10 protein-coding genes are annotated in these 12,479 nt (G+C 42.7%); 6 read left to right on the top strand and 4 right to left on the bottom strand.

Going from position 1 to position 12,479, the window contains the following annotated elements:
• Positions 1 to 5: 5 nt before the first annotated feature.
• Positions 6 to 1,916 (bottom strand): hypothetical protein, encoded by a 1,911-nt coding sequence (locus IPH84_14380; protein MBK7174383.1) that lies wholly within the window; start codon positions 1,914 to 1,916, stop codon positions 6 to 8.
• A gap of 553 nt (positions 1,917 to 2,469) precedes the next feature.
• Here IPH84_14380 and IPH84_14375 point away from each other — a divergent pair.
• Both IPH84_14375 and IPH84_14370 read left to right on the top strand, forming a co-directional pair.
• Positions 2,470 to 2,841 (top strand): LysR family transcriptional regulator, encoded by a 372-nt coding sequence (locus tag IPH84_14375; GenBank protein MBK7174382.1) that lies wholly within the window; start codon positions 2,470 to 2,472, stop codon positions 2,839 to 2,841.
• Entirely contained in the window at positions 2,828 to 3,436 is a 609-nt protein-coding gene (locus IPH84_14370) for a hypothetical protein (protein MBK7174381.1), read from the top strand. The genes IPH84_14375 and IPH84_14370 overlap by 14 nt, the downstream gene beginning before the upstream one ends.
• Before the next feature lie 9 nt (positions 3,437 to 3,445).
• Here the strand turns inward: IPH84_14370 and IPH84_14365 are convergent, their stop codons facing one another.
• Both IPH84_14365 and IPH84_14360 read right to left on the bottom strand, forming a co-directional pair.
• Positions 3,446 to 4,681, bottom strand: coding sequence for an insulinase family protein (locus IPH84_14365; protein MBK7174380.1), 1,236 nt, complete (start codon positions 4,679 to 4,681; stop codon positions 3,446 to 3,448).
• Positions 4,682 to 4,690: 9 nt separating this feature from the next.
• Entirely contained in the window at positions 4,691 to 5,257 is a 567-nt protein-coding gene (locus tag IPH84_14360) for a hypothetical protein (protein ID MBK7174379.1), read from the bottom strand.
• Between the two features lie 56 nt (positions 5,258 to 5,313).
• Here IPH84_14360 and IPH84_14355 point away from each other — a divergent pair, with 56 nt between their 5' ends.
• The gene (locus tag IPH84_14355) at positions 5,314 to 6,390 is read left to right on the top strand and encodes an alanine racemase (protein MBK7174378.1); all 1,077 of its coding nucleotides are present in this window, start codon (positions 5,314 to 5,316) and stop codon (positions 6,388 to 6,390) included.
• A gap of 26 nt (positions 6,391 to 6,416) precedes the next feature.
• On the opposite strand, the gene IPH84_14350 is transcribed toward IPH84_14355, so the two are convergent.
• Positions 6,417 to 9,416 (bottom strand): phosphoenolpyruvate synthase, encoded by a 3,000-nt coding sequence (locus IPH84_14350; protein MBK7174377.1) that lies wholly within the window; start codon positions 9,414 to 9,416, stop codon positions 6,417 to 6,419.
• A gap of 138 nt (positions 9,417 to 9,554) precedes the next feature.
• Here IPH84_14350 and IPH84_14345 point away from each other — a divergent pair, with 138 nt between their 5' ends.
• The 3 genes from IPH84_14345 to IPH84_14335 all read left to right on the top strand — a co-directional run bounded on the left by IPH84_14345 (position 9,555) and on the right by IPH84_14335 (position 12,474).
• Positions 9,555 to 10,733: a putative C-S lyase gene (locus IPH84_14345; GenBank protein ID MBK7174376.1), complete on the top strand. Its 1,179-nt coding sequence runs from the start codon at positions 9,555 to 9,557 to the stop codon at positions 10,731 to 10,733.
• A gap of 77 nt (positions 10,734 to 10,810) precedes the next feature.
• Positions 10,811 to 11,830, top strand: a complete 1,020-nt coding sequence (locus IPH84_14340; protein MBK7174375.1) for a PLP-dependent transferase — start codon at positions 10,811 to 10,813, stop codon at positions 11,828 to 11,830.
• Between the two features lie 116 nt (positions 11,831 to 11,946).
• Entirely contained in the window at positions 11,947 to 12,474 is a 528-nt protein-coding gene (locus tag IPH84_14335) for a T9SS type A sorting domain-containing protein (protein ID MBK7174374.1), read from the top strand.
• Positions 12,475 to 12,479: the final 5 nt, after the last annotated feature.

The following is a 12,479-nucleotide window of genomic DNA, read 5'->3' as shown; positions in this document are numbered from 1 at the left end:
AAGTACTATTTCATAAATTTAACTTCAATGAGATTATCAAGTCCATCCGTTGTACACCAGTAATTATTCAATGTACGGGTACACCCCTGGAAGGTTCCTATTCCAGTCAACTCATCAATTCTGTTGCAGGTTTCTATCCCGTTGATACTATAATAAGTAATACCGTTTCCTCCTGAAGTATAATAAGGGATATTACTGCAAGTGGCTGTTTTATCTAAATAATCTCCATTGGGTTGTGTCAGATGAAAACGGATGTTCATGCTTACGATTCTTTGTAAAACCGGATCTAAAGTAATGGTCACACTATCGGAATAATTCTGGTCATCATAACTGCCGGTGAACACATTTCCAGTAAATGATCCATTCATCGTATGAGAATACAGGGAGAATCCATCCTCTTGATCATAAGTGGATCCCGGACATACCCAGGTATATGATGTACGGCAATCAATACGAACATAAGCTGAGGTAAAGTCAGGAGGCATCGAATTGGATACTTTTCCGGAAAGAGTGATATCGGATGACCCAAGGTAATTGGGTGGATTGCTATGGTCATTATAAATAAGGATATAGATTTTAGCCCCGCTGGTTTGAAGTTCCTTAAGCCCATTGATGGTATAGCTGTACCTTGAACTGCCCAGAAGGGTAAGATTTGACCCTGTCAGGCTGTAGACATACATCCCGGAACCTGCACCTGAAAGGGCTAACTGAAGGGATGATTCTTCCTTGAAACCAGTATATTCCAATTCAACACGGTAAATATAACCTGAAAGATCAGGGAAAGATTTTTTAAATGAAAATACAGTATCTGTTTCGGTACGGAGAGTGGTTCCAGAGTTTACGCTGGCCCATTGAGGACCCATATCTGAATAAATATTTCCAAGAAAGTATTCATTGAGAAAATCACCCCACCATTCTGTATACAAGGCAGTTTGCTGCCTCATGCCGTTGCAGGGGGTCTGTCCCTGGGAATACTCGGCTTCCCAGATCATCCTGATCGCATCAATACCCCAGGTTTTAGCGATATATTTTATAACAGAAGAAGCTCCATACCCATGTTCATCTGCACCGAAAGATACTATACCCGCCTGAAGTCCGTCGAATGGCGCTCCTTCCCTACCAGCACGTGTGGGTGAAAGATAAGTAGAAGGATTATTTGCAAAGTAGGATTCAAACCATGTGCAACAGGCATCCTGTGGCCAGTCGTAATCATGACTCTCTGAGTAATATCCCAACACAAGGTGGAAATACTCGTGAGCACCTATGGTCCGGCATAGTTCATGGTTGTTCATAATACCAGAATTAATCTGAATGACCCCGTCATTCACTCCATATGGGGCTTCTCTGCCTCCTTGTCCATAGACTTTGGGTGGCAAATTCATGATAGTAACCTCGATTGGATATTTAGTCCTGCTATTACGAAACGTCCATTTTGTCAGGCTGTCAAACGCACCTTCCAACCCATCACCAATTTCTTCCACGCCTTGAACACCAGAGTACTGAAATGGGAACCGTATTTGGAAATGGTTGGTTGTGTATGTATAATAATTTGAAATCAAGCAAACCGGTAATCCCCATACTCCCTGGTAACGTGGCGTATTGGCTTTCCCTCCAACAACAGGAGAAATGTATGATACAAGGTATCCGGATGAATCCTCTGCCGGAAGCATTTTATACAGTTGGATGGTATCCACAGGGGAATGGCAATAGTAGTAGTCGCCAAATGCAATATAACTTTCATTGGCGAGAGAACCCGAGTATTTAATACTGATCCTGAGTGGTTTTGAATAGGTATCGGGTAATCCTTTAATGTAAAATTGCCCTGATACACTTTCCGCTCCAAAGGCAGTTTGCTCATCAGATTGGTAAACCTTGATTTCCTGTTCTGAAGTAAAACAGGATTTTGGTATCTCCAATACAACATCTTCAGCATTAATGACTCCCCAGTGGGGCCAACTGTTCCACTTCCAATGAGTTTTACATTAACTGGCTCAGGGTTAGAAGAATCATCTTTCTGGCAGGCAGAAAAAAAGACTAATATCACAAACGCTATAATTAGCGACATTGAGATTTCAACGAGCTGAATTTCTTTTTTCATGGAGCAGTATTTTCTAAGGTTTGCAATTAAAACATCGGTATCTATTCATTTTTAAACTTTTGATTAGATAATTATGCTGAGCTTGTTCCGTATAAGATCATTCGCAAACCTATTCTGCAGAAGTATACAATTCCCAGAGTGCATTCAAAACCATATATATACAACCGCCCTTATCAGAAAAACTAAAGCTAAATATACAAAAAATTACCCGAATTCAATCCTTATTTTGCTATTAATGATGACAATCATCCCTTTGCGAAGAGTTGTGCCTGCACCAATTCAACAATTTAAATTTTCTTTGGAATATTTTTCAATTGAGCTATTTGAATTTCAACTGAATCGTAACTTTGAAACCAATAAGTTTTCAAATCATGGAGAAATTCAGCAATATTCAACCTGCCTATAAAATCTGGTTATCCAACGACCTGGGAGAGGGTATCCTGGGAGATGGAAAATGGAAGATCCTGGAAAAAATCGAATCCTGCGGCTCCCTTGTCCAGGCTTGCGAAGAGTTGGGGATCACCTATCGGCGCACCTGGAATGATTTAAAGAAAATAGAAAGCCAGTTAGGATTCAAAATCATTGAAGCCAGCCGGGGTGGCGCAGATGGTGGCAGTACACACCTCACCGCCGATGGTATAAAACTCATCAAAGCTTTCCAGCATTTCCATCAAAGGGTAGATCGGATCATGACTGATGAATTCAATCATTTCCTGACTGAGTTAAGGAATGAACAACCATAAGAATTATCACCTTCCAAAACCCTTTGATGAATTGATCAGTTTGCCCGAAATCCTTTTGATTGGAGGGAATACAAGACATTCCGGGAAGACTACACTGGCCTGTGCTGTGATCAGGAAACATGCAACGCTCCATCCTGTCATCGGACTAAAATTTACCCGCCTCAAAACCGGAGAAGAATCTTTCCATGGAAATCATTCAGGTGACAAAGAATCTGAATCTCCCTGGAGTATTGAGGAGGAAACCCGGACATCCGGAGAAAAAGACACTATTCAGATGATTCAGTCCGATGCCCGCAATGTCTACTATATCCGCTCAACAGACAGCCACCGGCTTGAAGCATTCCGGTTCTTTCTTGAAAACTACTGGAAAGGTGAACCTATCGTTTGTGAGAGCCGGGGACTGAGAGATCTGGTGATTCCCGGTTTATTCATCCTGATGATCAGGAAGAGTAAAGATCAACCCCTAAAAGAGATGGGCCCTTACCTGGAAGTTGCTGATCTGGTTATTGAAAGCAATGATGATCAGGCTGCCGATATTAGCCGATACCTGGACAAGATTAAATACTCAGAAGGTAAATGGGAGTTGTCAGACTGAGTGACAAGATCACTGGTGGTTAAAAACCAGGAGACTCATGCTATCCGGATCAAAAACCTTATTGGCTACTTCCATCAGCTGAACAGGCTGGACTGCATCAAGTTTTCGGATGATCTCTTCCAGGGTATCAATTTTATTATAGACCAATAAACTCTTTCCTGCTGTAATCATTTCATTCTGCATGGACTCCATTGAAATCGCCAGCTGACCTTTCAACTGCTCCCGGGCAATCTTCATCCTGTTTGTTCCCAGCTGTTTTGTACGCAGCAGTTTTAGTTCCTTTTCCACCAGCTCAATAGCCTTTTCGATCATTTTTTCATCTGTGCCTAGATAGATACTAAACAAACCGGTATCAGAGAGTGGCTGATAGTTGGATTCCAGGTTATAGGCAATACCATGTTTCTCGCGTAAAGCCAGGTTCAGGATTGAATTCATGGAGGGACCTCCCAGCATATTATTCAGTAAGGCCATCTGGATACGATGAGGATGCAGGTAATCATAAGCCCTGTTCCCTAATATAAGATGCGCCTGGTGACGGCCGAATTTCCTTGTTGTGTGACTCCTGAGGTATTGTCCGGGACTTTGCCTGCTACTGCTAAATGAACGTTCAGCCATAGATCCGAAGTACTTTTCGGTTAATTTCAGGATCTTTGAGAAGGGTACATTTCCAACGAAACTCAATACCATCCTGTCAGTAGCATAAGTTCTCCCTATAAAACTAACCAGGTCAGTTCTTGTATATTTTTTAAGTTTTGCCGGTGTTCCAAGAATATTCATACCCAGCGGATGCCCGGGGAACAGAATTTCATCAAATTCATCATGGATCCATTCCGATGGATTATCCTTGTAGCTGTTGATTTCATCAATAATCACAGATCTTTCCTTCTTCATCTCTTCATCGGGGAAGGTTGAATTGAAAAGGATATCAGATAACACCTCTACGGTCCGTGAAGTATGCTGAGAAAGAAAGGAAGCATACACACAGGTTTCTTCCTTGGTTGTGAAGGCATTCATATCGGCCCCGACATTTTCCAGGCTATTAATCACCTGGAAGGAATTTCTCTTCAGGGTCCCTTTAAATATCATATGCTCAATAAAATGAGCTAATCCCTGCTCATCCGGGGTTTCATCCCGTGAACCTGCATTCACTATCACACCGAAATGGGCAACCGGTCCATTGATTTGCCTGTGAACCAGTCGTATACCATTCCCAAACCTGTGAATCCTGTAAGGGTCATTTATCATCTTCCTTATTTACTTGCTTAATTTAAATGCTTCAGGGTACTTTTTATCCAGGAAAACCCAGAATAAAGGTTTAAATCCTTTGGATTCACCGCTATCTGTGAATACCTCCACCAAAGGGCAAATTCCGGCCACTTTTTTATCAAAGGCCAGTGTTTTACTGTCCATGTTCCACTCTTCCAGGAATCGGATTCTGCTGATATCATTGATGGACAATTCATGAACAAGCACAGTATCTACCAGTTCATGAGGAGGATCAGGCCTTTCGAGGGCAATGGTATCCGTCCTTTTAAATATATCCTTGATCTCAGCTGAAGTTAAAGGTTTATATGAAAAGAAATCATAGGCTTTTACTGACCCATCTGACACTGCTCCCAGCAGATTTTTTACAAATGCTTCCCGCCCAGAACCTTCAATATTCTGGACCCACCAGTCAAATTCAGGATCAGGACTTATGATTGAAACATCATATTGAATCCTTTGAGTTACATTAGATTCACCGGTTTTTTGCTGTTTGTTACAGGCGGTGAAATACAGTGATAACAGGAGAATTGATGGAATAATTAAAACTTTTTTCATACTTCTGGATTTAAGTATACAAAAGTACCAATTTTACACCCTGGAAAACTTCACTTATGGATTCAGTAAAAAAACCAACCTTACTCATCAACAAGAATATCTGCCTGAATAATATTCAAAGAATGGCAGATCATGCCCGGATGAACCAGGTCAGCTTCCGGCCCCATTTTAAAACCCATCAATCGGCAGAAATCGGGAACTGGTTCAGAGCTGCAGGTGTGAATGCTATCACGGTAACTTCCCTGCAGATGGCCACCTCCTTTGCCGATGAAGGCTGGAATGATATCACTATTGCATTCCCTGTTAACCTGAGGGAATTAGAGGAAATCAACCGGTTGGCTGCTACTGTTTCCCTGAATGTACTCGTTGAATCTGCCTATTCGATGGCTGTTCTTGCCGGGCATATGACTAACCAGGCAGGTTTCTTCATTAAGATCGATACAGGGTATCACAGAACCGGTGTTGATCCGAATGACTCAATATCCATTGATGCCATACTGGATGCTTCCAGGCAGAACTCATTGATGGTATTTAAGGGATTTCTTACTCATACAGGACAAACCTATGCTGCGAAAGACATGGCGGAGATCATGAAATTCCAGGTAGAGGCCGGGGAAATGATGCTTCGTCTCAAGCAAAAGTACCAGCCTTTTTACCCGGAAATGATCTGCTCAACAGGCGATACCCCTTCCTGCAGTTTATTTGACCCATATCCGGGAATCGATGAAATCAGGCCGGGAAATTTTGTTTTTTATGACCTGATGCAGTCGGAACTTGGTTCATGCAGTCTGACGGATATTGCCCTTGCATTGGCCTGTCCTGTGGTAGCTGTGCACCCGGAAAGAGCAGAAGCAGTGATCTATGGAGGGGCCGTTCACCTGTCAAAAGAAAGCCTGAATCTAAAAATAGGAGTATTGACTTATGGACTGGCTGTTCAACTAACACAGGATGGATGGGAAACCTCAGGGAACTTGGGATATGTTTCTTCACTTTCACAGGAACATGGCATTATTCGTCTTGAGGGAGGAAATAAGTTACGGCCGGGAGATCTGATCGCTATACTTCCCGTTCACTCCTGTCTTTGTATGGACGCAATGATTCATAAACCGCAGGGTGTCATGATCATTGAATAAAATAAAGAAAGCGCCTGCCAGAAATATCAATCCAGGTTATCCACCTTTTCTCCCGAACCCGGTTTCATCACCACTCCCAGGTTATTCCGTGCATTGATCATTACGAGGATTTCTTCGTCAAACCTTACATGACGGACCAACTCATCTTCATAGATGGCTGGAAATTTATTCAGGAATTCCACATCAAAAAATCCGTCATTGATATAGGGATGAATCGTAAAATATCCCACCTTAAAAGAGGTCAGGTTCTGAAAGAAATGGGTTCCCTGGCTGGGGTCGATGCGGTAATTCTCAAGGCCTGATTCAACAATTACCCTGGCTGCAGATATCTGGGGCCATTTCACCGGGATGCCTAACCAGGGATCACTGGAACCCCAGCGCCCAGGACCTACCAGTACATAAAACTGTTTTTCAGCAGAGAACTTCTCATTCAAAGCAGCCACACGCAAAGCGGTTTCCGGATTCCGGGCAGGATCGAAACCGCAGGGCTTGACATATACAACATCCTTTAGTCCAGTGATAATACCATTTCCCAGAGCCTCATGCGAATAGAGGATCGTTTCATTATAGGTAATATCTTCCAGGTGAGCATCCACTGTTTCCTTACTATCCACGATAGGCCTGACCTGTAAAAGATTAAACACTTTTGGCAATCCGGCCGGACGATTCAGCTCAACAGCAAATTCAATTTCAATCGGCTTACCAATCTCTGACTGTCCCATTTCAAGGCAATTAGCAAGGATTTCGGCAAGCGGAAATGAATTATGATTCAGGATATTGGCGAAAGTAGCCACCCTCTTTCCTTCAGTAATAATTCCCTCACGCATCATCTGGCTATTGAAATCATAAGTAGAAACCATATTCCGGAAGGCCTGGTTCTCTTCAGCAGCATCCAGTTTCAGCTTGATAAGGTTGATCCCGTCATCAACAGATGTGTAGAAACTATCAGGAGTAAGATCAAGGGCATAGAAATGTTTCTGTGTCTCCCTTAAAGCCATTTCAGGCGTTGAAAGTTGTAATATTTTTTTTGGATAACGAGGAGAAAACCTCAGGGAAACACCTCCATCCACAATATATTTCCCCAATCCAAGAGCAATACTGGCAATACCATCTTCTGCTTTTTCAGGGGCAATGGGGTAGAAATTAATAGAGCGCGCCACTCCTGAAAATGAAGGATAAAACCGGTTTCCGTATTGAGTCCCGGATACCTGCTGCAGCACAATTGCCATCTTCTCTTCATCAATCAGGTTGCTGGTTGCAGCCATATAAGCTTTGCTATCATGGAAAAAGACCGAGGCATATACACTTTTGATGGCATTGCTCAATAATTCAAGCATCAACCTGTCATCATCCGGAACCTGGGGCACCATGTAGGTTGAATAAACCCCGGCAAAAGGCTGGTAATGGCTATCTTCTAGCAAACTTGACGATCTCACGGCAATGGGTCGGTTCCCGACATGAATAAAAGCCACCAGTTCATCATGCAGTCGCAGTGGCAACCTGGCATTTACAAAATAGTTCAATATTTCAGCATCAGGAAGATTCGACAAGCCAATTTTATACAGGTCATTATCTTCCATGAATTCATCGAAGATATCAGTACAAAGAACCACCGTTTGAGGGATACTGATAGCTACATCAGGGAAACTATCGAAAAGCCGGTTCTTTTTAATAATGGAATCGAGGAATGCCAATCCACGTGCTTTCCCACCGATAGACCCTTCGCCAATCCTGGTAAAACTCACATATTCATCAAAATTTTCCCTGTTGAACTGGGCGATCACACCCCTGCCCTTATTCAACCTGTAACCTGCAATGGAATCAAAGATAAACCTGCGGATATCTTCCAATTCAGGAAAATCTCCCGGTCTGACATCCTTAAAAAACTCCGCCAATGGAAATAAAGCCCTGGCATACAGCCATTTTGAAAGATGATTTCGAAAAATATGGTATTCAAGTGAAAAGTCTGGTACTTCAAAAATGCGTTGCTGTAAAGCTTTGAGATCAGGAGCACGCATAATCTCCTTATTTGTTTTCGGGTCAATGAATACAAAATCACCAAAAGCAAAATATTCCATCATAAAGTTTCTCAACTCAATGGAAAGAGTCTTGGAGTTTTTATCGAGGAAGCCCACCCCTTTCTCCAGGGCTTTTGGTTTAAGATGTGTATCAGATGACTGCAAAAGGAAAGGAACAAATTCATCTTTATCCCTTACATGGCTCAAAAACTTAAACCCAGCCTCCGGATCTTCCTTGCCTGCTCTTTTATAGCTGATATCTGAAATGACCCCAAGCAGGTTATGCCTGTATTTATCATATAATGCAGTAGCTTCTTCATAGTTGGTAGCCATCAGGATTTTAGGGCGGCCCCTTCTTCTCAGCATCTGCTGATGCTCATTCAGGCCTTCTGTCATGAAGGCATTTGATTGATTGAAAATAATTTTATAGATGTTTGGCAGATAGCTCGAATAAAAACGCACTGAGTCCTCTACCAGCAATATGACTTGAACGCCCACTTCTGAGGTATCATGCTCTGCATTCATTTTATCCTCAATCAGCTTGATAATGGCCAAAAGCAGGTCTGGGTTTCCAAGCCAGCTGAATACATAATCGATAACGCTCAAATCCTCGTGATTCAATTTCAGCGAGACTTCACGGGAGAATGGAGTGAGCACGACGATGGGGATTTCAGGATAGATCCGCTTGATTTTTTTGGCCATTCCGAAAGTATCCAACTCATCCAGGGTGAGCATACAGATGACAAGGTCAATATTTTCGCGGGCAAGGGCAGAAAAGGCCTCATCTTCACTGGGAACCTGGATGAACTGCGGAGGATATCGCAGGTTCAGTGATACGTATTCATTGAAAATATGCTCCTCTATCCTACCATCACTCTCAAGGATAAAAGAATCATAATTACTGGCAATCAATAACACATGATAGATGCGCTTTCTCATCAACTTGATGAAAGGGGTGTCATCAAAATAATATTTTCGGGACAGAAGTGAAAGTGGTGATGTTCTCATGAAATCCTCAGTTGATCGTAAACAAAAATAATCGAATTGTACATACAGCACCCCTCCAAGAAGGCATTAGCTTTAAAAAGAGTTTTCCGGGGTATATATGTATATTTGCTTTTCATTTAGGACACTCTCTGTTACACTATGAATTACTCTTTTGATGAAATCATCAACCGGAAGGGAACGGACTGCATAAAAGCAGATGCTGCTGAATTATTCCTCGGCTCTGGTGACATTATCCCTATGTGGGTTGCAGATATGGATTTCAGGACCCCTGGTTTCATTATCGAAAAGCTTAAAAAAAGACTGGATCACGAAATCCTGGGATATCCCATGAGGCCCGATGGCTTCTATCATTCCATCATTGAATGGGAATTGCTACATCATGATTGGAAAGTTGAAAAAGACTGGATCAGCTTCAGTCCGGGTGTGGTTCCGGCTGTAAATATGGCGGTACTGAGTTTTACAGAACCCGGGGATAAAATCATCGTGCAACCGCCCGTCTATTTTCCTTTCTTCAATGCGGTTACAGATCATGGAAGGGAACTACTCAATAACCCCTTGCAGCTCAGAGACGGAAGGCTTTGTATGGATTTTGACGACCTGGAAGAAAAAGCCTCTTCCGGTGCTAAAATGATCATTATTTCCAGTCCTCATAATCCCGGTGGCTCGGTATGGACCAGGGAGGAACTTGAAAAGCTCTCTGAGATATGTATCCGTTACAACATCATCATGGTTAGCGACGAAATCCATTGCGATCTTGTCTATGACCCTTATAAGCATATTCCACTGGCCTCCTTATCTCCAAAGGTTGCAGAGCTGACCCTGACAGCCATTGCGCCAAGTAAAACCTTCAATCTCTCCGGGCTGTCCACTTCCGCTGTGATTATTTCCAATGAAGAATACAGGAAGAAGTTCAAACAAACACTCGATCACCTGCATATCGGACTGGGCACCGTATTTGGAAATATAGCATCTGAATCAGCTTATACAGAAGGCTATGACTGGACCCGTCAATTAATGGCATACCTTGGGAAGAACCTGGATTATCTTCAGCATTTCCTGGAGACTGAAATCCCCACTATAAAAATGCTCAGACCGGAAGCCACATTTCTTGTCTGGCTGGATTGTCGGGCACTCGGTTTGAACGACAAGGAGCTGAATGATTTCTTTCTTCAAAAGGCGAAGCTGGGATTGAACCCGGGCATAATGTTCGGACAGGGAGGCGAAGGATTTATGCGTCTCAATATCGGGTGTCCCATTGAAATCCTGAAAAAAGCCATGAATCAGCTTCGGGATGCGCTGGTAAATACCAGTAACTGATCCCAAAGATGAAAACTATAAAATTTCAATTCAATCTCATTATCAAGAAGTTAAACCCACTTTATTCCAAATAACCGATGTTCATAGATCTGAGAAGTGATACTGTTACCCGTCCAACACCCGGGATGCTTGATGCCATGATGAAAGCTGAAGTGGGAGATGATGTTTTTGGTGATGATCCAACGGTGAATGAACTGGAAGCTAAAGTTGCATCAATGTTTGGTATGGAGGCCGCTTTGTATTGTGCTTCAGGCACTATGGCCAACCAGGTCGCCATAAAAGTTCATACCCATCCGGGTGATGAAGTGATTTGCAATGAGCTTTCCCATATTTATTACTACGAAGGCGGAGGGATTGCAATGAATTCCGGGGCTTCGGTATGCCTGTTGCCAGGCGATAAGGGAAGAATCAATGCAAAACAGGTAAAAGATCACATCAACCCTGTGAATGATGTTCATCGTCCATTAAGCCGTCTGGTTGCCGTTGAAAACACAATGAATAAGGGTGGCGGCTCTATCTATGATTTCAGTGAATTAATAGATATAGCAAAGGTTTGCAAAGCAAATGACCTGAAATATCACCTGGACGGCGCCCGGTTGTTTAATGCCCTGGCTGAAACAACTGAGACACCCCTGGACTTCGGAAAGATATTTGACAGCATCTCCATTTGCCTTTCCAAAGGATTGGGTGCACCAGTTGGGTCAGTGCTTATAGGTTCAAAGAGCTTTATTCATTCTGCCCGAAGGATTCGTAAAGTATTCGGAGGAGGAATGCGACAGGCAGGGATACTGGCTGCGGCAGGAATTTACGCCCTGGACCACCATGTAGAACGGTTGAAACATGATCACCGCAGGGCACGCCAATTAGGGAATATCCTGGAAAAACTTCCATTTGTTGAAAAAGTGATACCCATTGAGAGTAACCTCGTCTTTTTCGATGTAGATCCCGCCTTCCCTGCCCAGGAACTACTTCAGAAATTGAAAAGGCACGATATTCATGCCCTGGCACTTTCTCCACAATCTATCCGATTCGTAACTCACCTTGATTTTACTGATGAGATGTTAGCCAGGACAGAAGAAGTCTTGCTTCAATTCTGAACCATAAGCGTTGATGATTGTTTATTCACTTAAACAACAATTGTCTGAAACCTTTCCTGATCATACTGCCCGCCCTATTACTAACTGTGACTTTACTGGCACAGGAGTCACTTATATTGTCAGGTTTCATTGGGAAAGCCTCGGATGAAAAAGTGCTGCTCCAATGGACAATTTCCTCCGGCCAAACCTGTAATGGCACCTTCATTCAACGTTCGGAGGATACCATACATTTCGAAACCATTGGTGAAATTTCCGGTATTTGTGGAAGTTCTGAATCCCCTGTCCCTTATTCATTTACTGATGAATTCCCGGTTAAGAATAAGATCAATTATTACAGGTTGGAACTGGGTGGACAAGGATATAGCAGAATCATTGCTATTCCTTATTTTGAATATGGAAATATGGGTTCCATTGTTATTCCAAATCCGGTCATATCACAGACAAGAATCTATTTTGAGAATAAAACTGAGAAGCCTTATCTGTTCAGCTTATTCAATTATTCCGGAAACCTTATCAGGCAATCGAAAGGGAACGATTCCAATGTCTTTCTGGATGCATCCAATCTTTCAGCTGGCGCCTATCTCTACAGCATACAGCTACCCGACAGAAAACCAATAACCGGGAAAGTTATTATTTCACATTAACCCTG

The sequence above is a fragment of the Bacteroidales bacterium genome, from assembly GCA_016707785.1.
GTDB lineage: Bacteria > Bacteroidota > Bacteroidia > Bacteroidales > UBA4417 > UBA4417.
This window is presented reverse-complemented; position numbering and strand designations above follow the sequence as displayed.